Annotated in this window: 8 protein-coding genes; 2 read left to right on the top strand and 6 right to left on the bottom strand. The window is 66.1% G+C overall.

Annotated elements, in window-relative coordinates:
- Positions 1-39: 39 nt before the first annotated feature.
- Complete coding sequence (locus ASF41_RS00290; RefSeq protein WP_244479547.1) at positions 40-2,493, bottom strand: glycogen/starch/alpha-glucan phosphorylase; 2,454 nt, start codon at positions 2,491-2,493, stop codon at positions 40-42.
- Positions 2,494-3,063: 570 nt separating this feature from the next.
- Between ASF41_RS00290 and ASF41_RS00295 the strand changes: the two genes are divergently transcribed.
- Positions 3,064-4,692 carry an alpha-amylase family glycosyl hydrolase gene (locus ASF41_RS00295; RefSeq protein ID WP_056489868.1) on the top strand — a complete coding sequence of 543 codons (1,629 nt, stop codon included), beginning with the start codon at positions 3,064-3,066 and terminating at the stop codon, positions 4,690-4,692.
- A 106-nt stretch (positions 4,693-4,798) separates the two neighbouring features.
- Positions 4,799-6,358, top strand: a complete 1,560-nt coding sequence (glgA, locus tag ASF41_RS00300; RefSeq protein WP_082503872.1) for a glycogen synthase GlgA — start codon at positions 4,799-4,801, stop codon at positions 6,356-6,358.
- A gap of 116 nt (positions 6,359-6,474) precedes the next feature.
- On the opposite strand, the gene glgB is transcribed toward glgA, so the two are convergent.
- From glgB to treZ, 5 genes are all read right to left on the bottom strand, one after another.
- Positions 6,475-8,778: a 1,4-alpha-glucan branching protein GlgB gene (gene glgB, locus ASF41_RS00305; protein WP_056489874.1), complete on the bottom strand. Its 2,304-nt coding sequence runs from the start codon at positions 8,776-8,778 to the stop codon at positions 6,475-6,477.
- Positions 8,779-12,036, bottom strand: coding sequence for a maltose alpha-D-glucosyltransferase (gene treS, locus ASF41_RS00310; protein WP_056269609.1), 3,258 nt, complete (start codon positions 12,034-12,036; stop codon positions 8,779-8,781).
- Between the two features lie 172 nt (positions 12,037-12,208).
- Complete coding sequence (locus tag ASF41_RS00315; RefSeq protein ID WP_056489877.1) at positions 12,209-15,589, bottom strand: maltotransferase domain-containing protein; 3,381 nt, start codon at positions 15,587-15,589, stop codon at positions 12,209-12,211.
- A 169-nt stretch (positions 15,590-15,758) separates the two neighbouring features.
- Positions 15,759-20,660 (bottom strand): malto-oligosyltrehalose synthase, encoded by a 4,902-nt coding sequence (locus ASF41_RS00320; RefSeq protein WP_056489879.1) that lies wholly within the window; start codon positions 20,658-20,660, stop codon positions 15,759-15,761.
- Positions 20,660-22,462 (bottom strand): malto-oligosyltrehalose trehalohydrolase, encoded by a 1,803-nt coding sequence (gene treZ / locus ASF41_RS00325; protein ID WP_056489882.1) that lies wholly within the window; start codon positions 22,460-22,462, stop codon positions 20,660-20,662. The genes ASF41_RS00320 and treZ overlap by 1 nt, the downstream gene beginning before the upstream one ends.
- Positions 22,463-22,891: the final 429 nt, after the last annotated feature.

The following is a 22,891-nucleotide window of genomic DNA, read 5'->3' on the forward strand; positions in this document are numbered from 1 at the left end:
GCCCGGTTCCCATCTTAAGAACCGGGCAGACCGGGCGGATCAGCCGAGCCGAACCCGCCAGATTTCCTCGGCATATTCCCGCATGGAACGATCGGAGGAGAACCATGCCATCCGGGCGGTGTTGAGGATGGCCGTCCGCCACCAGGTCTTCGGATCACTCCAAGCCCGATCCACCGAGCGCTGCACGCGCCAGTAATCGTCGAAGTCGACGGTGAGAAGATAACGGTCGTTGTGGCGCAGGTCGTCGATGATCGGTCGGAAGCGGTCCGGCTCCTCGGGCGAAAAGCCTCCAGCCTCGATGAGGTCGAGAGCGGCTTTCAGGCGGGGCGAAGCGGCGATGGCGACCTCGGCGTAGTTCGGCTCGGCCATCCGCGCCTGCACTCCGGCCGCATCCAGGCCGAAGATGAAGATGTTGTCCGCGCCGACATGGTCACGGATCTCAATATTGGCACCATCAAGAGTGCCGATGGTCAGCGCGCCGTTGAGGGCGAGCTTCATGTTCCCGGTGCCGGAGGCCTCCATGCCGGCCGTGGAGATCTGCTCGGAGAGGTCAGCGGCGGGGATGATCGCTTCCGCCAAGCTGACCGAGTAGTTCGGCAAGAAGACCACCTTCAGGCGGCCCGCCACGTCCGGATCGGCGTTGACCACCTTGGCGACGTCACAGGCGAGTTTGATGATGAGCTTGGCCTGGACGTAGCTTGGCGCAGCCTTGCCGCCAAAAATCTTCACGCGTGGCGTCCAAGCGGCCTTCGGATCAGCCTTGATTGCCTGATACAGGGCAACGGTCTCGATCACGTTGAGGAGCTGGCGTTTGTATTCGTGGATGCGCTTGATCTGGACGTCGAACAGGGCAGCCGGATCGACCGTGATACCGGTGCGATCGGCCACCACCTGCGCGAGAGCCGCCTTCCGCGCACGGCGCATGGCCGCGTAGCGGGACTGGAAGTTCGCGTCGGACGCGACGTCGGCCAAGCCGGCGAGCCGTTCCGGCGTATCGAGCACTTCCGGTCCGACCGCCTCGACGGCAAGGGCGGTGAGCTCCGGATTGGCGTTGTGGAGCCAGCGCCGGAAGGTGATGCCATTGGTCTTGTTCACGATCTTGTCGGTGTCGAGGGCGTGGAGCTCCTTGAACACCGTCGAGCGCATCAGATCGGTATGCAGGGCGGAAACGCCGTTGACCCTGCGCGCCCCCAGGAAAGCGAGATGGCCCATGCGGACCCGCTTGCCGTGGGTCTCGTCGATGAGCGACACGGCGGCGAGCTTCTCGGCGGAACCCCGGCCCTGCTTGCCCTGCTCTTCGAGGTGCATCCAGTTGATCAGGTAGATGATCTGCATGTGCCGCGGCAGCACGCGCTCCATCAGCTCGACCGGCCAGGTCTCCAGCGCCTCCGGCAGGAGCGTATGGTTCGTGTAGCCGAGGGTATGCGTAGTGACGTGCCAGGCATCCTCCCAGTTGAACCCGTGATCCTCGAGGAGAAGGCGCATAAGTTCCGGCACCGCGATAGCGGGATGCGTATCGTTGAGCTGGATCGCGGCATGGTCGGGGAGCGAGCGCAGATCGCCGCGCTCGGCCGCATGCCGGCGCACCAGATCCTGCAGCGACGCCGAGGTGAAGAAGTATTCCTGCCTAAGGCGCAGCTCCTGGCCCTCGGCGGACGAGTCGCTCGGGTAGAGTACGCGGGAGATCGCCTCGGCACGGGCACGCCCCGCGACGGCGCCCACATGATCGCCGCCATTGAACCGGGCCAGATCGACAGGCACCTGGGCCTCGGCCTTCCAGAGGCGCAGCGTATTCACATGGCGTCCCCGCCAACCGACCACCGGCACGTCATGGGCCACCGCCCGAACCGTTTCGGCCGGATGCCAATGGCGGCGGATCACGCCGTCAGAGACCGCCGACATCGTGACATGGCCACCGAAGCCGATGGTGTAGGTCGCGTCGGGCCGCGGAAATTCCCACGGGTTACCCTCCGCGAGCCAGGTCTCCGGGGCTTCCTTTTGCCAACCGTCCTCCAGGGACTGCCGGAAGAGGCCGTGATCGTAGCGAATGCCATAGCCGATAGCGGGAATCGATAGGCTCGCCATGCTTTCCATAAAGCAGGCGGCGAGGCGCCCGAGGCCGCCATTGCCCAGCGCAGCATCCGGCTCCGCCGCTTCCACGTCGCCGAGCTGCACGCCAAGTTCGCGCAGGGCCGCGCGGGTGGTCTCGACGAGGCCGAGATTGTTCATGGCATCGGAGAGGAGACGACCGATGAGGAACTCCAGGGACAGGTAATAGACCCGCTTGTTCGGGATCGACCCGTCGGCATCGTGGCAAGCATCGACGACCCGGTCGCGCAGGGCGAGTGCCGTCGCGGCGAACCAGTCGCGCTCACGTGCGGTCGAAGGCGCTTTTCCGATAGCGTAGACCAGCTTGGCCAGGATGGCCTCCCGCAGGTCCGCCACCGCATCGCCGGATGCCTTACGCACCGGTCGGGTGCGTTCTTGCGCCATCGGCGAAGGCGATCGCTGAGCCATGTCCGAGGCCTCCGAGGAAACGGTGACGTCGGAATTGTCTCGTCCGATGAGTTTGTCTTTCAGCACGTGTCAGTCCCCCTCTCGGCCGTGAAACTTGGACGCCGCTGACGAGATGACAACCCTGGGGCTATCATGCGCTCGGGCATTCCTGTTCTGCGTTCGGCCTCGTCCCCTCGTCTCGTCTCACGGACCGGTGCCGTATGGGCTGCACCGGACCCGCGATCGTCCTCTGGTCTGGTGTCCGATCGTCGCGCCGGAGCCGTTTTCCCGCACTCCACCCATCCTGAGAATTCGGTACCCCTTTAGGATGCGGAGCATTGCTTGTGCGAACGTGCCCTGTGGGGCCGCCATCGAGACCACAGTCCTGCACCAGCGTTCAAACCTGCGTCACGGTGTCCGACAGTCCCAGCCAAACCGTGCGGGAATGAGACCACACCACGTTCGAATATTGTCTGAACGCCCTCCGGATCGAACGGGTCGCGCAGGGTCGCGTCTGCGGCTAGGGTCCGGCCCGGACGCGATCGGGACGCGTCGCCGGAGGATTGCATGGCGGATACGGTCTGGTGGAAGAGCGGCACCGTCTATCAGGTCTACCCGCGCTCCTTCCAGGATAGCGACGGGGATGGAATCGGGGACCTGCGCGGTATTACCCGCCGCCTCGACTACCTAGCCTGGCTCGGCGTCGACGCCGTCTGGATCTCGCCGTTCTATCCCTCTCCGATGGCGGATTTCGGTTACGACGTCGCGGATTACTGCGGCGTCGACCCGTTGTTCGGAACACTGGAGGATTTCGACGCCCTGGTGGCGGAAGCCCATTTCAGGCGGCTCAAGGTGATCCTCGATTTCGTCCCGAACCACACCTCGATCGCCCATCCGTGGTTCGCGGACAGCCGCAGCGCACGCACGAGCGCCAAGCGGGACTGGTATATCTGGCGCGATCCCGCCCCCGATGGAGGCCCGCCGAACAACTGGATCAGCAATTTCGGCGGCCCTGCCTGGACCCTCGACGAAGCGACCGGGCAATACTACTACCATGCCTTCCTGCGCGAGCAGCCGGACCTGAACTGGCGCAACCCGAGCGTTCGCGCGGCGATGCACGACGTACTTCGCTTCTGGCTTGACCGCGGCGTGGACGGCTTCCGCGTCGATGTGATCTGGCACCTGATGAAGGATGAGGGATTCCGCGACAATCCCGAGAATCCGGGGTTCAGCTCCGGACAAGCTGAGATCAATCGATTCGCCCAGGTCTACTCCGCCGATCGTCCGGAGATCTTCGATGTCATCGCCGAGATGCGGGCCGTGCTGGCGCCCTACGGGGAGCGCGTTCTGATCGGCGAGATCTACCTGCCCGTCGAGCGCCTCGTAGCCTATTATGGTGCCGATCTGGCAGGCGTCGATCTGCCCTTCAACTTCCAGCTTATCCAGACGCCCTGGAAGGCCCGCTCGGTGGCCGAGCTCGTAATCGCCTACGAGAACGCCCTCCCCCCTGGCGGTTGGCCGAACTGGGTGCTCGGCAACCATGACCAGTCCAGGATCGCGGCACGGGTCGGCGCCGCGCAGGCCGGCATCGCGGCGATGCTTCTGCTGACCCTGCGCGGCACGCCCACCCTTTATTACGGCGACGAGATCGGTCTCGCCCACGTGACCATTCCACCGGACCGCGTCCAGGATCCCTGGGAGCGCAACGAGCCGGGCCATGGCCGCGACCCGGAACGCACGCCGATGCAGTGGGACGACTCGTTCCACGCTGGTTTCAGTGCAGGAGAGCCCTGGCTCCCGTTGAGCCCTGATGCGGCAACCCGGAACGTCGAGTGCCAGTGCGATGATGCCCGATCGCTTCTCACCCTCTATCGCCGCCTCCTGCGCCTGCGCCGGGATCATACCGCCCTCTCGACCGGAGGATTTCGCAGCCTTCCCTCCTCAACGGCGTTCGTCTTTGCCTATGAGCGGCACGACGGTGATGCGACGCTCCGCATATTGCTGAACTTCAGTGCATCGCGGCAAACCATCATCGATACCGCCGAAGACGGTAGCACCTGGGCCATTCTCCTTTCGACGCGCCCGGACCGGCCCATTAGCCGGTCCGATGACGCTATGGTCCTCGAAGCCGATGAGGGTTTGATCCTGCTCCGGGACCCTGCCGGGGCTTACCCCCGACATCACGTCACCGTGTAAAAAGCGGGCACATTCGTCGCAAAACGAGAAAGTTCCTGAACATGGCTTGAATTGTGCAACGCAACGGAACAATAGCCATCACGCTGCGTTCACGAGGTCGACGTCGATGCTGGGCTCTCGCTCTCCGTTCCCGCCCACCGCACGACGCGGGAACGAATTCACGAGCGTGGCGGACCAGCAAGACCCCATCGACCTCCACCACAGCCCCAGATCCCGTCATCAACTCCAGCCCCGTATCCTCTTCGCCACGCCGGAGATGGCCGACTTCGTGAAGACGGGCGGCCTCGGGGAAGTCGCAGGCTCCCTTCCGCGGGCCCTGCGCAGGCATTACGATGTCCGCGTCGTGATTCCGGGATATCGACAGGTCATCGAGCAGTTCGATCACATTCCGGTCGTCGCACAGTTGCCGGCCCAGGCCGGCATTCCACCCAGCGATCTCGGACTCGTGGAGACCAGCGACGGGCTCAAGGTCTATGTCATCCTCAACGCAGACCTCTATCAGCGGGATGGGACGCCCTACGGCAACGCTCAGGGCGACTTCGGGGACAATGACATCCGTTTCGCCCGCCTGAGCCTCGCGGCCGCGGAAATCGCGCGCGGCATCGACCCGACCTGGGCCGCGGATCTGCTACACCTGAACGACTGGCAAGCAGCCCTTGCCCCCGCCTACCTCGCATGGAGGGGGTTGCGGGTGCCGAGCATCCTCACGGTGCACAATCTCGCCTATCAGGGCGTCTTCCCGCGTGAGGCCCTCGGGCGTCTCGGCATCCCCGAGGATGCCTTCCGGATGGATGGCGTCGAGTTCTACGGGCAACTCTCCTTTCTCAAGGCCGGGCTCTATTACGCCTCGCACGTCACGACCGTCAGCGAGACCTACGCCCGGGAAATCATCACGCCGGAATCGGGCTGCGGCCTCGACGGCCTTCTGCGAACTCGAGCCGCGCAAGGTCGTCTCGCCGGCATCCTTAATGGCATCGACGAGAGCTGGGACTCACGCACCGATCCGCATCTCGCCGCACGCTTCGAGATCGACGACTGGAAGGGCAAGCGCGCCAACGCCGAGACCGTCCGCCGACAGTTCGGTCTGGCCGTGTCGCGCGGTCCCCTCTTTGCCGTTGTCTCCCGCCTCGTGCACCAGAAGGGCATCGATCTCAGCATCGGCGCGGCCGAGTCGATCGTAGCCGAGGGCGGCCAGTTGGTGGTGATCGGTCAGGGCGAGGGTCGGTTCGAGGGCGCGCTGCGCGACCTTGCCCGCCGTTACCCTTCCTCCGTCGGCGTGCATGTCGGCTTCGAGGAGCGCGATGCCCGCCGCATGTTCGCGGGGAGCGACTTTCTGCTGATGCCGTCCCGCTTTGAGCCTTGCGGCCTCGCCCAGATGTACGCCCAGCGTTTCGGGTCCCTGCCGATCGTTCACCGCACCGGCGGCCTCGCCGACACGGTCGAGGACGGCGTCACCGGCTTCACTTTCGGTGAGGCTTCCGCGCGGGGCTTCTCCGGCGCCATCCGGCGCGCTTTCGACACCTTCGCGCAAAAGAAGCGGCTGAACGCGATGCGTCGCCACGCCATGTCGCGTTCGTTCGGTTGGGATCAGGCCGCGATGAACTACGCTTCTCTCTACGCTCGCGCCTTCGGCAACACGGCCGGTCTGCGCCTTCGCGCCGCCTGATCTCGGTACGTTCACATCAATGACACGAATACAGCCGGCGGGGACACCCGCCGGCTGTATTCGTGTCTGCGGGTGCCACGTCCCATCCCGAAGGGCGGGACGCGCGGCATACGCTCCTATCCCTCTCGGAGAAAAATCGTCGTCGCGAGGGGCGGAATCGTCAGGGACACGGAATAGGGCTGGCCGTGGCTCGGCACGGCTTCGGCCTGAACGCCGCCCATGTTGCCGACGTTCGAACCGCCGTAACGCTCCGCATCCGAGTTGATCGCTTCCCGATAGAAGCCCTCGGCGGGAACGCCGACCCGGTATCCCTCGCGCGGCACTGGCGTGAAGTTGGACACCACGACCGCAATCTCATTGGGCTCGCGACCTTTCCGGGCCCAAGCGATGACGCTGTTGTCCTGATCGTCAGACACCAGCCACTGGAAGCCACCGGCCTCGGTGTCCCGGCTATGGAGGGCTGGCGTCGCCGTGTAGAGATGGTTCAAGTCGCGGATCAGATCCTTGACGCCCTGGTGCAGCCCGTCTTCCAGAAGGTGCCAGTCGAGGCTCTGGTTGTGGTTCCACTCCTTCTCCTGGCCGAACTCGCAGCCCATGAAGAGCAACTTCTTTCCAGGATGGCCCCACATGAAGCCGTAGTAGGCGCGAAGGTTCGCGAATTTCTGCCAGCGGTCGCCCGGCATCTTGCCGAGGAGCGAACCCTTCCCGTGCACCACCTCGTCGTGGGACAGCGGCAGGATGAAGTTCTCCGAGAAGGCATAGAGCAGACCGAAGGTCAGGTCGTGGTGGTGGTAGCGCCGGTGGATCGTCTCCTTCGAGACGAAGTTCAGGGTGTCGTGCATCCACCCCATGTTCCACTTGAACCCGAAGCCGAGGCCCCCCGTATAGGTCGGGTGCGAGACGCCCGGCCAGGAGGTGGACTCCTCAGCCACCGTCAGAGTGCCGGGTGCATGGGCGTAGGTTGCCTCGTTGGTCTTGCGCAGGAACTCGATGGCGTCGAGATTCTCGTTGCCACCGTAGCGGTTCGGAATCCACTCGCCCTGACGACGGGAGTAGTCGAGGTAAAGCATCGATGCGACGGCATCCACGCGCAGGCCATCGAGGTGGTAATGCTCGAGCCAGAACCGTGAATTGGCGGCCAGGAAGCTGGATACTTCCGTCCGGCCGAAATTGTAGATGTAGGTGCCCCAATCCTGGTGAAAGCCCTGCCTTGGGTCGGCGTGCTCGTAGAGGTGCGTACCGTCGAACTGGCCCAGGCCGTGTGCATCGAGGGGGAAGTGGCCCGGGACCCAGTCGAGCATGACGCCGATCCCAGCCGCGTGGGCCGCATCCACGAAGGCGGCGAAGTCGTCCGGCGTACCGAAGCGACTCGTCGGCGCGAACAACGACACGGGCTGGTAACCCCATGATCCGTCGAAGGGGTACTCCGTGATCGGCAGCATCTCGATATGGGTGAAGCCCATTTCCTTCACGTAGGGAATCAGGCGTTCACCCAGTTCCTGGTAGGTCAGGTAGCGGTTACCCTCCTCGGCGACGCGCGCCCAGGAACCGAGATGAACCTCGTAGATCGAGATGGGGATATGGCGCGGGTCCTTCGCCCCACGCGTCGCCATCCACTTCTCGTCGTGCCACGCAGGATCGTTCGTACCCTGGAGAACCGAGGCGGTCTCGGGCGGCTTCTGGGCCGCGAAGGCGACGGGATCGGCCTTAAGGGGCAGGAGCGATCCATCGGCGCCACGGATCTCATACTTGTAGTGCGCGCCGGCCTTCAGGCCGGGGATGAACAGCTCCCAGATCCCGCCATTCTGCCAGAGCCGCATGGGATGCCGACGGCCATCCCAGTTGTTGAAGTCGCCAACGACGCTGACACGGCGGGCATTCGGTGCCCAGACCGCGAAGCGGAAACCGTCGATGCCGTCGACGGGGCGATGCTGCGCACCGAGGATGCGGTAGGTGACGTTGCTGCCGACCTCGCGCAGGTTGTCGATGTCCTCCTGGCGCAGGGAAGAGCCGAATCCATAGGGGTCATGGCGCGAGCGCTCGACGCCATCCCAGGTCTCGACGGACAGTTCGTAGAGTGGGCGCCCCTCGCTCGGCAGGCGTGCGATGAAGAAGCCGTCCGGGTGCTTGCGCTCGAATGGGATGCGCCGGCCGCCCACGAGGAGACTGGCGGATTTTGCCTCGGGCAGGACGGCACGGATCTCCCACTGACCCGGACCGACCTGATGGGGGCCCAGCACCGAGAACGGATCGCCATGGTTCGCCGCCATGATGGCGGCGATCGCGTCCGGGTGTAGAGAACCGGTCTCGGGCGCCGCCGCCTGCGGCGCCCGGGTGGCAACGGGCGCAACGTCCGCCGATTTTGAGGTGCCGGACGCTTGGCCCGTCCTGCTCGCGAACGTCTCGTCGATGCCCATCATTCAAACGCCTTTCTTGATCTCGTCCAGAATGTTGAGAACCCCACGGGCGGGGATTTCGATCCAGTCCGGACGGTTGTTTGCTTCGTAATCGACCTCGTAGAGCGCCTTCGTCAGCAGGGAGAGTTTGAGGAGGCGGCTCTCGGTCTCGGGATCGGTCACGGCGGCCCGGCTCACCGAGACGGCCTCGCGGTAACCGTCGAGGAAGGCGGCATCGATCATGCCGCGCCACGCGATCGAGGCCCGACGGGCCCGCTCCTCGGAATCCGAGAAGCGGGCTGCGATTCCGCGAGTCACGGTCTCGGCGCCGTACGCGAAGGAGCGCAGCATGCCGGCGACGTCGCGCAGGGGCGTCGATTTGATCCGGCGCTCGTCGGCCGGCCGCGAAGGTTCGCCCTCGAAGTCGACGATGATGAGATCGGCCTCGGCCGCCAGCACCTGCCCGAGGTGATAGTCACCGTGGATGCGGGTCTTCATGGCGCCCTGAGGTGCCTTGGCGGTGAGGGTCTCGATCGCCGCCTCGACCTCGTGGCGGCGACCCGCCAATTCGGTGCTCGCCGCGTTGGAGGCGCGGCCCGCGAGGCCGTCGAGACCGCGGAAGGCCCGCTCCGCCTGGCGGCGGGTGTCATCGCCGAGGGCGTAGAGGTCGGCGTGGTCGAAGGGCTCGGCCGCGAAGGCCGGGTCGTCGGTCTCGACCGCGAATGCGTTGTGCATCTCGGCCGTGCGGCGACCGAGCAGGATTGCCCAGCGCAGATGTGTCTCGAAGGCCTCGGCCGGAGACGGGGCTTCGCTCTCCGGAGCCAGCACTACGGTGTCGAAGTCGCGGCGCAGGCCTTCCAGCATGAGCGTCCAGGCGTCGCCCTGGTTCGGCACAAACTTCTGCAGAACTGCGAGCGCCGTGCGGGTACCCCTTGCGTCGACGTGCTCGAGAACGCCAAGGAGCGCCGGCGTGTTATGGAAATGCGCGGTCTCGGTGAGGAAGCGACCGACCTCGATCTCCGGATGGATTCCGGTCTGCAGGCGGCGCAGCAGCTTGAGCATCATTTTCGATCCGATGGCGATCGAGGTGTTGCTTTGCTCGGCGTTGAGCGACCGGACTTCGCCGGCCTCGACGGTGACGTCGCTGTCGAAGGCGGAGGTGGTCGAGAACACGAGGCGCCCGGTCTCGGTGGGGATCTCGCGACCCTCGCGCATGCTCTCGATCATCGCGACCGCGAAGCTCGGCGAAGCCGCCGCGCCGAGCAGCAGGCCGGTGCGCGGACCGCGGCGTACGCGGGCGACGGCGTGCTGAAGCATCGCCTCGTCCTCGCGGCCCTCATCGACGGCCACCGGTACGAAGTAGTCCTGCCGCTCGCCGGTGGAGAGGTGGACCGCGACGCGGGGCAGAAGGAACTTCGCCTCGCCGGTGCTGTCCTTCAGCGCCGCGCTGTCGGTGACCTGCACCGACTTGATGCGCGAGCCCTTGGCGGCGAACCAACGGCGGGTGGCGATGAAGCGCGGAGCGACGGTCCGTTCGAACGCCGTGCGCTCGCGCCCGGCCATCAGGGTCTCGATGCCGCCGGTGAGAACGAGGGTGAAGAGTTCCGGCAGTTCCGGCTGCGGGCCGATGCTCCCGGCATTCGCCGCGCTGAGCGAGAACCAGTAGAAGCCGTAGGACGGCAGGGTGAGCAGGTAGGGTAGTTCGCCGATGGCCGGGAACTCCGAACCGCCGGTCAGCTCGATCGGCACGGCGCTGCGGAGTTCCGACAGGTCGAGCTGCACCGCCTGCGGCGCCCGCGACAGGTTGGCGACGCAGAGGACGCGCTCGCCCTCGAACTCGCGAATCCAGGCCAGGACCTTGCGGTTCGAGGGATACAGGAACTGCATGCCGCCGCGGCCCAAAGCCACCGAATTGTTGCGGATCGCGATCATCCGACGCGTCCAGTTCAGCAGGCTGGTCTGCGACTGGGTCTGTGCCTCGACGTTGATTGCGTCGAAGCCGTAGATCGGGTCCTGCACGGAAGGCAGGAACAGCTTCTGCGGGTTCGCCCGCGAGAAGCCGCCGTTGCGGTCCGGCGACCACTGCATGGGCGTGCGCACGCCGTCGCGGTCACCGAGGTAGATGTTGTCGCCCATGCCGATCTCGTCGCCGTAATAGAGCACCGGCGTACCGGGCATCGACAGGACGAGGGACTTCATCAACTCGATCTTGCGGCGGTCGTTCTCCAGCAGGGGTGCGAGGCGGCGCCGGATGCCGAGGTTGATGCGGGCGCGTCGCTCGGCGGCGTAGAACGACCAGAGGTAGTCGCGCTCCTCGGCCGTGACCATTTCGAGGGTCAGCTCGTCGTGGTTTCGCAGGAAGATCGCCCACTGACAGCCCTCGGGGATCTCCGGCGTCTGGCGCATGATGTCGGTGATCGGATGCCGGTCCTCCCGGGCGATCGCCATGTACATGCGCGGCATCAGCGGAAAGTGGAATGCCATGTGGCACTCGTCGCCGTCGCCGAAATACTGCGCGGTCTCCTCGGGCCACTGGTTGGCCTCGGCGAGCAGCATGCGGTCGGGATAGCTCGCGTCGAGCGCGGTGCGGATGGCCTTGATGACCGTGTGGGTCTCGGGAAGGTTCTCGCAGTTCGTACCATCCCGCTCGATCAGGTAGGGGATCGCGTCGAGACGCAGGCCGTCCACGCCCATGTCCAGCCAGTAGCGCATGACCTCAATGACCGCCTCGAGCACGGCCGGGTTGTCGAAGTTCAGGTCCGGCTGGTGGCTGTAGAAGCGGTGCCAGAAGTACTGCTTCGCCACTGGGTCCCAGGTCCAGTTCGAGACCTCGGTGTCTAGGAAGATGATGCGCGTGTCCGAGTACGGCGTGTCGGTGTCCGACCAGACGTAGAAGTCGCGCTCCGGCGAACCGGCCGGGGCCTCGCGGGCCCGCTGGAACCAGGGGTGCTGGTCCGAGGTGTGGTTGATGACGAGCTCGGTGATCACCCGCAGGCCGCGCTCGTGCGCGGCGTCCACGAACTTCCGGAACTCCTCCATCGTCCCGTAGGAGGGATTCACCTCGCGATAGTCGCCGATGTCGTAACCGTCGTCGCGCAGGGGCGACGGATAGAACGGCATCAGCCAGATGGCCGTGACACCGAGGTCGCGGACATAGTCGAGCTTCTGCGTCAGGCCCTCGAAATCGCCGATCCCGTCGTTGTTGGAGTCGAAGAACGACTTGACGTGGATCTGGTAGATGATGGCGTCACGGTACCATTGCGGATCGCTGCGATCGATCATCGCGTCGTTGCCTCATGCGTCGAGTTCAAGGGCGTGTCCGGGGCATCCGCACCACTCTCAGCGGTGAGACTGGCGAGCGCGGCGTCCGTCGGCGGGGTAGGCGCCGACAATCGGGCGACACGACGACGGCCCGCCTGGGCCGCCGGGTTTTTTGCTGACACGGGCACGCGGCTTACGCAACCCGGCTCGGGGCGCGAAGGCGCCAGATCACCGCCGAGCGCTCTGCGGGATCGAGAGCGATCCGGTGCGATTTCCCACGCAGCGCGAACTTGTAGCCGAGGAGCAGGTCCTCGACCTCGACCGCGCCGTCATCGGGCTGGCCGAGCAGCCAGAGCGGCACCTCGTAGGTGCATTCCTGGCGGTTGCGCGGGTCGAGGTTGACCAGCACGAAGATGCAGTTGTCCCCGTCCGGCGTCACCTTGGCGTAGCCGATGATCTGGTCGTTGTAGGCGCCGGTGAAGACGACGTTGCGGAAGTCCCATAGGGCCGGGTTGTCGCGCCGGATCTGATTCAGCTTGATGATGTGGTCGCGGATGTTGCCGGGGCGGTGGTAGTCCCAGGCCTTCAGCTCGTACTTCTCGGAGTTGAGGTATTCCTCCTTGCCCGGGTAGGGCTCGGCCTCGCACATCTCGAACCCGTTGTAGATGCCCCAGACGCTCGACAGCGTGGCGGCGAGGGTCGCACGCACGACGAAGCCCGCCCGTCCACTGGTCTGCAGGTAGATCGGATTGATGTCCGGCGTGTTGGCAAAGAAGTTAGGGCGATAATATTCGCCCATCTCTCCGGCTAGCTCGGTCGAATAAGCAATCAGATCCTGCTTGGTGTCGCGCCAGGTGAAGTAAGTGTAGCTCTGCTGATAGCCGGCCTTGGCAAGCTTCTTCATCATCTTCGGCCGGGTGAAGGCCTCCGCGAGGAAAATCACGTCCGGGTAGCGGGCATTCACCTCGGCGATCATCCACTCCCAGAACGGGATCGGCTTCGTATGCGGGTTGTCGACGCGGAAGATCCGGGCGCCGAGCTCGGCCCAGCCCATGACGATGTCGCGCAGCTCGATCCAAAGGGACGGCAGCGCGCCGCCGTAGAAGTGGACGTTGGAGATGTCCTCGTACTTCTTGGGCGGATTCTCGGCGAACTTCAGCGTGCCGTCGGGGCGCCACTCGAACCATTCGGGGTGGTTCTTGATCCAGGGATGGTCGGGCGAGCACTGGATCGCAAAGTCGAGGGCGATCTCCATCCCGTAGGCGTGGCTCGCCGCCACGAGGCGGCGGAAGTCGTCGAGGGTGCCGAGATCCGGGTGCACGGCCTCGTGCCCGCCCTCTTCGGAGCCGACCGCGTAGACCGAGCCCACATCCCCGGGCAGGGCCTTGAGGGTGTTGTTCTTGCCCTTGCGGTTGGTCTTTCCGACGGGGTGTATCGGCGTGAAGTACAGCACGTCGAAGCCGAGTTCGCGGATCTCCGGCAAGCGTCGGATCACGTCGTCGAAAGTGCCATGGCGGTCGACGTCCATCGACTGGGAGCGCGGGAAAATTTCGTACCAAGCCGAGAATCGGGCGGCGAGACGGTCGGCGATCACCGGCACCTTCACCGGATAGCGCGAGAGGTTGTTGCGCGGGGCATGCCGACGGATCAGGTGCGCGTTGGCGGGCGCAAGCATGAGGTCGAGCTGCGCCGACGAGCCAGTCGGCTGCGCCGCGAGTTCGCGCACGAGCGCCTTCAGTCGGTCGCCGTCCGAGCCCTCGGCGTTCTCCACCGCGCCCATCACGAAGTCCACGCCCTCGATGGTCTCCAGACGGACGTCGACCCCGGCGTCGCGCTTCTTCAGGGTGTCGCGGACCCAGGACGAATAGCCATCGCGCCAGGCCTGGATCGTGAACTCGTAGCGAGCGTTGCGAAGGAGCGGGAAGTGACCGCCCCAGCGATCGTTGTCCACGAAGATCATGCAATCGGCCCGCCATTCGGTCTCGCCGACCACCCGCGAGAGAATCTCGGCGTCGATGATCTCGTGGCCGTCGCTGAAGATGTCGGCAGTGACGTGGACGCTCTCGCCGACGACGCGTTTGACCGCCGACCGACCGCCGTCGAGTTCCGGCATCACCGCCTCGATCACCACCCGTCCCTCACCGGTGGGCGTGCTCGGCTTCGGCTCAACCTGTACGTCCGCGCGCTCCGCGGCGAAAATGCGGACTTCTCCCGACGCCAGAGTCAGGGCGACGCCCGGGCGAAAATCGATGGGCTCCGCCTCAGGGGTCCGATCGACGAAATCGCCGAGCATGCCACCGGTCCGGGCCAGAAGGACGCCGGGCTCCACCGGCACCGGAGCCTCCGTCGGATTGTACAGGACCAGCGTGGCGCTGCGCGCGGAGGCGCCATGTCCGGTGTCGAAGCGCAGCAGAGCCGCGTAGGGCGCGTCCGGCGAGGAGATGCGCGCCTGGGCGCCCTCGACGTTGGCAGCCGGAAGTTCGGCCCGCAGTGCGTTAATCGCTGCGATCGAAGCCGAGATGTCGATTCCGGTGTTCGATTCCCGCGCTTCCGGCGTCGTGTCGACCACGTGCAGGGCACGCTGGTAGCCCCATTCGTACCCGATCGGTATCAGCACACCGGCCGAGAAGAACGCCGACAGCGCATAGCGCGCCGTAAGATGACGGGCGATGGCCGCCGCGTCGCCGTCGAGGTCAGCCGCCAAGCGGGCCATGTCGTGGTTCTCGGGGAAAGCGATCGAGGGCGCGATGACGCGCAGGCGCTCGTACTGGTCCAGCGCCCAGGATGCCTTCAAGTCCCACCAGGCGAAACTGTTGAAGAGGTAATCGAACCCGGCGCCGGCGGTGGATTGCGCCTCCTCGAAGGTGCAGCCGAGTGTCTCGGCCGCGAACAGGCAATCCGGCTCCAGCGCCTTGGCAGCACCGATGAGGTCGCGCCACACCGTAGCCGGGACCTTGTAGGCGGCGTCGCAACGGAAGCCCTGGACGCCGAGATCCTGCAGCCGATTGACGTAGCCCGACCAGAAGGCGGTGAGTTCGCGACGCGCACTGTCCGAATGATAGTCAAGTTCGGCAAGATCGCCCCAGACCGTGCGTATCGACGGATCGTCGGGGTCGACCGCGTAGGGGCTCTCGATCTGGCCTTCGGCATCCCGCACGAACAGGTCCGGACGCTGGCTGGCAAGGGGGCCATCCATCGCAGTGTGGTTGATCACGAGGTCCGTCATCACGCTGAGACCGTGCGCCGCAGCAGCGGCGCAGAACCGACGGATCTGCTCGTCGTCCGAAGTTCCGTCCTGGTCGCGGAAGCGCTCGTCCAGACGGTCCGGATCGGCCACGGCGTAGAGGCTGCGCGACCCACCGGTCTGGTGGAAGGGATTGAGATAGACCCAGTTGAAACCGAGGGCGGCGATCCGAGGCAGTTCGGCGGTCCAGGCGGACACCCGGCCGACGAGAAGCGGGAAGAGGTTGTAGATGCGGGGCCCCTCGGCCCGGGGCGCGAGGGCGGCGGGAAGCGGCACCTGACCGGCGGCGGTCCGCTGGGCGGCGGTCGTTGCGGGACTGGGTGCGTTCATGCGTGCTCCATTTCGTCTCTGCGTGCACGGCTCTGGACCCCGGCAGGGACCGCTTGAACCGGCGAGCGGCTGTCCCGAGAAGGCGAAGCCGTGACGGGGAAGGCCGATCCCTCCCCCGTGTCGATCGTGTCGGTGCGCCCTCGCCATGCGAGACGCGTTCGACGCGCCGTCAGCGGATCCGCTTCAAGACGGCATAGGGCAGACGCGCGAAGGCCCGTCCGAGTTCGATCCGGCCATCCTCGGCAGCAATCTCGTCGCCGGTGACGAGATCGATCCAGGCCGAGGCCGGCGTCACCGCCACGCCCGTGCCCGCAAAAGCCTCACTCGACCAGAGGTCCTCGCCAACGAGGCCCGAGACAAGGCGCGGGACCGCCACGACGAGATCGCCCTCGCCCGTCGTCGCATCGGACCGTGTGAATGCGATGACATGCTCCGCCTGGGGACCGGACGCCGGAAGTGCCTGATAATCGGCGTCGGCGTAGAAGCTCGGGCGAGCGGCGCGATCGGCCAGAAGTCTGGCAAGAGTCGCCTGCTTGACGCGCCCGTCCGTCCAGTGTGCCAGCAGGTCGGCGGCGGGCAGGCCCTCCTCGAGCGCACGGGCCAGGGCCGGATAGTTCACGGGGCGCCGGTTGTCGGGATCGACGAACGAGAAATCCCAGAACTCGGTCCCCTGGTACGTGTCGGGCAGGCCCGGCAGGGTCGCCTTCAGCACGGTTCGGCCAAGACCGGCAATCATGCCGAGATGGGCAAGGCGCTTCGCGAAGGGGCGCAACTGAGCCAGGAACGCCGACCCCGGCGCGATGAGCTGAGCGAAGAGGGCGTGGACCGCGCCCTCGTAGTCCTCGTCGACGTTGACCCAGCTCGACCGGCGCTTCGATTCACGCAGGGCCTTCTCGGCATAGGCGTCGAGGCGATGACGGAAATCCTCGATCGCCACGGGATCGTCCGCGTCCAGAAGCTCCAGCGGCCACGCACCGAGGATGGCCTGGAAGAACATCCACTGGTCGTTGGCGTCCGGCACCGGCTCCTTGTCGATCACCGTCAGGTGAGGCTGGGCGAGGTTCGTCCAGGTCTCCCAGGCGGCGGCCCAATCCTGCGGGATTTCCGACAGGGCGAGCAGACGGGAGCGGGCATCCTCACCGCGCTTGGTGTCGTGGGTCGCGGTTGTGATCATCGCGTTCGGCCAGTCGCGCGCCCGCGCCGCCTGGAGCGCATGGAAGTGCTCCGCGTCAAGGCCGTACTCGCCCGGATCGCCACCGACCTCGTTGAGGGCGAGGAGCTCCGCGAAACGGTAGAACAGCGTATCCTCAAGGCTCTTGGCCATCACCGGGCCAGTGAGCTGCTGGAAGCGGCGGCGGAAACGCAGGATCACCTCCGGGTCCGGCCTGCCGGGGCCCGTCACGTCGATGCGGCCGAGCATGGCGTCGGCGGCGAAGTCGTGCACGGAGCGGTCCGGCAGCGCGCTCCAGCGCTTGGCCTTCTTCACCGCCGTCTCGATGAGGCGGATATCCTCGTCCTCGACATCGCTCTCGTCGAGGTCGCCCGGCAGGTAGCTGCGATAGGTCGGGAAGCGGGCGATGGTCTCGATGAGCGCCCGCCGGATGGCGTTCACCGAGAAGTCACGCGTCCGCCGGTCGGCATCGGCCACCGCCTTGAGGTCGGAGGTCATCACCTCGAGCTCGGAGGCGAAGCTGATCTCCAGGATCTCGGCCTTGGCGGCACGAAGCATGAACTTGTAGGGCTCGTCGAACTGAGTTCGGCTCTCGTAGAGCTTGCGGATCTCCGCGCGCTTACCCTTATCGACGAGAATACCGTCGAGCTGATTCAGGACGTCGTAGCCGGTGGTGCCCGCCACGGGCCAGGGCCGCAGACGCTCGCCGGGTTCGAGGATCTTCTCCACCACCACGTAGAAGCCCGGGCCGATGGCGGCCTGAAGAGCGCGCGCGTAGCCAAGGGGATCGGCGAGCCCGTCGATGTGGTCGATGCGCAGCCCATCGATCCGCCCGGCCGCGATGTGGTGGAAGATCGTCTCGTGCGATCGCCGGAACACGTCGGACTTCTCGACGCGCAGGCCAGCGAGGCCGTTCACGTCGAAGAACCGGCGATAGTTGATGTCGCTCGCGGCGATCCGCCAATGGGCGAGGCGGTAGGATTGCTGCTCCAGCAGGCGGTGCAGCGGGCCGAAGCTGTCGGGGTGCCCCTTGGCGCCGTTGAGAAGCTTCAGCGTGCGGCCGATCGCGGCCGCGATGGCCGGCGAGGCCTCGACGGCCTCCACGAGGCGATCCTTCAATTCCTCGGCCTCCGCCGGGAAGGCGCGACGGCGCTCGTCGGTCGTTTCCTCGCCCATGAGGCGCAGGCGCTCGGAGATGCCCAAGACTTCCAGTGCAGCTGCGTCCTCGATGTCGCCGAGGGCCGCAAGCGAGCGGTTCAGGATCGTCGGATACTGCAACGGGCAGATCGGGAATTCGTGCTCGTAGTGCCAGATGCTAAAGGCCCCCTTCTCCGGGTCGAACTTCAGCGCCAAAGTCCCCTTTTCCAGGGCCTCGCCGTAGCGATCGCCGAGGAAGGGCACCACAAGCTTGTTCTTGGCGCCGAGCCGTGACCAGTCGATGTCGAAGGCCTCGGCCGAGGGGGAGAGGCCACCCCATTCGAGCACGGAGAGCCACCAGGGATTGTCGGCGCCGCCCACGCCCATATGGTTCGGCACGATGTCGAGGAGGAGCTTCAGTCCGGCACCGTGCAGCGCGTCCGAGAAGCGAACGAAGTCCTCCTCGCCGCCGAGCTCCGGGTTGATCGTGGAGTGGTCGACGATGTCGTAGCCGTGCGTCGAGCCAGGCCGGGCCTTCTGGATCGGCGAGGCGTAAACGTGGCTGATGCTGAGCTTGGCAAGGTAGGGTACGATCTTCTCCGCATCCGCGAAGGTGAAATCCTTGTGGAACTGAAGGCGGTAGGTTGATCGGGGGGGAGCCGATGCGAGGCGCGCGGCGCCCGAGCGCGGCCCGCGATCCTCGGCGGCAAGGGAGGCGGCGAGCTTGGCGAGGGGCCCCCCTGGGGCGGCGATACTCTCCAGGGTGCGATCGAGCTTACGCCGCCAGTTCGGATAGCCTTCCGTCGAGCCTGGGACGTTGGCTTGGGACAGCTCGGACACGACGTCTTCGTACTGGACCGCCGTCAGCATGGACGGCGCGCGCCCAAGATAACGGGCAGCAGCCTCGAACGGCGCGGCCTCGGGCGGATCATAGCTCGGCAGCAGCTGTTCAGCAGCCAGCGCCCCGGTGAGGCGGGCGCGCTCCTCGACGCGCTCGCGGCGCTCCGCATCGGCCCGCTCGGAATCGTAGAGGCCCAGCGCCTGACGCGTGTCGGTGTCGACGCCCCGCCACCATCCGACGAACGTCGGCAGGTCGTGCGTGGTGATGGCCGTAAGGGCATCGCGGGGATAGGCTGCCGGGGGCTTGAAGCGGGCGCCCTGCTCGCGCTCGAAGGCGAGGATCCGGTAGCTCAGGATGCCGGCCTGCATCAGGGCGTCTGAGAAGCCCTCCGGCGCAGTGCCAAGATCTTCCGCGATCACGAGGCACTTGGCGCGGTGGCTTTCCAGGCGCAGGACCGCGAGCATCGGCTCGAAAGGCATCGCGACGTAAGCCCCCTCCTTGGCAGAGCGGCCGACCGGGATCAGGAATAGGCGCGCGAGCTGGAAGGCGTGGTCGATCCGGATCGCGCCGGCGTGGCGCATGTTCGCCACCACCAGGGCGCGGAAGGCCGCGAGCCCGTCGCGCTCCATCTCCAGGGGATGGAAGGCTGGCAGGCCCCAATCCTGACCCTTCGGCGCCAGAAGATCCGGCGGTGCCCCGATGGAGACGCCGTTCGCGAACCGCTCGGGATGCGACCAGATCTCCGAGCCGCCGCGGTCGGCGCCGACGGCGAGATCGCGGTAGAGCCCGAGACGCATGCCTGTGGCGAGCGCGGTGTTGGATGCGTCCTCCAGTTGGCGATCCGCAAGGTACTGCAGCCAGATGTGGTAGGTCACGGTCTCGGCGTGGGCCTCGGCGAAGGCGCGCACGGCGGGCGTCCCGTTGCAGCGCATCTCCTCCGGCCAGTCACCGAGCCACTGGGCGCCCTGTGCCTGATAATGCTCGGCGAGCGCCTCGAAGGTGCCGTGGGCTTCGAGATCCGGGCCGCCGGCGGCCCGGAAGGCGGCAAAGCCCGCGTCCATCCCGTCGCGCGCCGCGGATTCCTGCCAGAGGGCCTGAAGCACCGGCGAGAGCACGGCCCAGATGCCAGCATGCTCGACGAGCTTGGCCTCGCGCAGGCTCTCCACGCGATCCGCCATGGAGGCGAGGAGAGCGGCCGCCTTCGAGCCAACGAAGCCCGGCAGGACACCGGGCTCGATGAAGAGAGTTTCGAGAAAGAGCCGTGACGACGGCGAGTAGGGCGAGATCTTTGTGCGGTCGGTGGCGAACAGCGCGTGGACGGGGCTGAGGCCCAGGAAGGACGCACCGCGCAGGCCCGCAGCACGCGCTGCCCGCCCCGCATCGGCGTAAGAGCCGATCCCGAGGTTGTCGGGTGAGCGCAGGCCATAGAGTTGTGCCGCGAGCCCCCAATCGCGGGCTCCCTCATCGGCGTAGGCCCGCGGGCGCCAACAGCGCTGCGGCGCCGAGATCACCCAAGCATCCGAGCGATGCTCACCAAGTGCGACGGAGAGGCGGTGATAGCCGGGAGTGAGTGGCGGCAACTCGAAGCTGGAGCCCGTGACCGCGACACGACCCTCGCGGTGATGTCCACGCTCGTCGACCAGACGCCAGGACAAGGTCCCGCCGGCGCCTGCCACCTGGATCGGGACACTCGTGGCGCGGCGGGCCTCGGCTGGCAGCAGCGGCGGGATCAACCCGCTCCGCACGGCCGAGACTTCGGAGAGGCTCGCGGCGATATCCGCATCGGTCTCGGCGGGATAGCCGAGGGCGGTGATCATCCCGCGCCGGACGTCAAGAGCGGTCTCCACCGGCTGCCCGAAGGCGTCGGTGTAGCCGGCGGCGACGCCAAGGAGGTCGGCGAGGCGTTCGAGGTCGCGGCTCATCAGTTCACACCCGTCAGGAAAACACCCGTCCAAGACGGAAGTACGATCGATCCGTTGCCCGACCCGCTCGACCAGATGACGTGACCGCTCCCACGCTCGACGGTAAAATCCTCGCTGCCGACATTGGCCACGAAGCGAAGCCAGCCGCCCGCGTAGGTCCAAGTGCAGTCGACGATGTCGGGCCGCGGGAGGGTCGTCTTCGCGCCGAGGTAGCGGGTCTTCGTCAGCGGCACCACGCTCTGATGACGGATCTGAAGCAGGTTGCGCGTATCGGCGAGCACCGCGCGGTGCGGCGCATCCGAGCGCTCGGACCAGTCGATCCGCGAATCCGTAAACGTCTTCGCTTCGGTGGGGTCCGGGATCACCGACGTGTCGTCGGCGAAGGCGGCGAAGCTCTTGAACTCCCGGCGGCGGCCCTCACGAACGGCCTTGTTCAATTCCCCGTCCGGCGCGAAATCGACGAAAAACAGGAACGGCGCGGTCGCCGACCACTCCTCGCCCATCCACAGCATCGGGATCTGCGGGCTCAGGATCAGCCCGGCCCGGGCAAGCGCAAGCTTCTGCGGATCGCAGAGGTCGCTCAGTCGCTCACCCAACGCCCGGTTTCCGACCTGATCGTGGTTCTGCAGGAAGGTGACGAAGGCCGAGGGCGGCAGGTGGGCTGAAGGCTCGCCGCGCGGATGGTTGTCGAGGGTCGGGAACGGCTCGCCCTGATAGGCGAAGCCTTCCGACAGGCAGCGAGCCAGATGCTCAACCGGCTTGTCGGCGAAGCTAGCATAGTATCCGGCATCCTCGCCGGTCAGCAGCACATGCCAGCAATGATGCAGATCGTCGGCCCATTGTGCGTTGTGCTGGATCGCCTCACCCTGCGGATCGCGCTCAAGCCAGCGGGCTTGGTTCGCTTCGTTCTCAAGAACAAGGTGAATGTGGCGGCCGGGCAGTCTTGCGCGGATCGTCTCAGCGAGTTCTCCAATGAAGTGCTTCTCGGAATCGTCGAGAATCGCATGGACCGCGTCGAAGCGGAGACCGTCGAAATGAAACTCCTCAAGCCAGTACAGGGAATTCTCGATGAAAAAGTCGCGGACAACGCGTCCGCTGGTCTCGCCGTCGAAATTGATTCCGGCGCCCCAGGGCGTCTGGTGTCGTTCGGTGAAGAAGGTCTTGGCGTAAGCGTTGAGGTAATTCCCAGCCGGGCCGAAATGGTTGTAGACGGCGTCGAGGAATACCATCAACCCGAGGGCGTGCGCCTTGTCGATGAGGCGCTTCAGGTCGTCCGGTCGGCCGTAGACGCTGTCCGGCGCGTAGGGCAGCACCCCGTCGTAGCCCCAGTTGCGGGTGCCCTTGAAGTCGGCCAGCGGCAATAGTTCGATGGCCGTGATGCCGAGGTCGCGCAGATCCTCGAGCTTGCCCTCCAGCGCCGCGTAGGTGCCTTGCGGCGTTGCCGTCCCGACATGGAGTTCGTAGAGCACGACCTCCTCCCAGGGGCGTCCGGTCCAGGCGCTGTCGGTCCATTCGTAGGCGCGCGGATCGATCACCTCGCTGAAGCCGGAGACGTCGTCGGGCTGAAACCGCGATGCCGGATCCGGTACGACGAGATCGCCGTCGATGCGATAGCCGTAGCGCGCACCACCGCCGGCGTTCGGAACCGTGAGCCGGCGCCAGCCTGCACCGGCTTCCGGCATCGGATGGTCGGCCCCGTCGAGGACCAGGCTCACTTCCTGGGCCGTCGGCGCCCAGAAAGCGAAGCGAACCCCGTCCTTCGTCACTTCGCTGCCGAAAGCCATGCTGTGGGCGCGCCGCATCAAGCTACCATCTTCCGTCTCTCGCACGCTTCGGGGGACATGAGCGTCCGTTGCACCTTGCAGAAGCCGGCGCGCACCGTGTTGTTCCCTGCGTGATCACCGTCGAGGTAAGGCGTGGCTCGGCAGCGACAACCACCGGCCGAAAGAGTTTTGTGCACCGCACCGGCTTCTCGGCGTCAATACGGGCACGGTCCGACATTTGCCTCATGCGCGACGGACACGCTCGCCCCTGCTCTGAGATCCGAAATGAAAGAAACTGTTGCAGTCCTGGTCCTGGCGAGGGCCAAGCTCTATTTCGCCCGGAACGGTCACGCAGAGCGATGATGCGACGCCGACGGCGCCGACGCCCACCCGACCTCCGAATGCGCTTTGCTACCGCTTTCGAATTCCGAACGCGAAGAGTTCCTCGAACAAGCGCGTCATGAGCTG

It is taken from the genome of Methylobacterium sp. Leaf111 (assembly GCF_001423285.1).
In the GTDB taxonomy this organism is placed as follows: Bacteria; Pseudomonadota; Alphaproteobacteria; order Rhizobiales; family Beijerinckiaceae; genus Methylobacterium.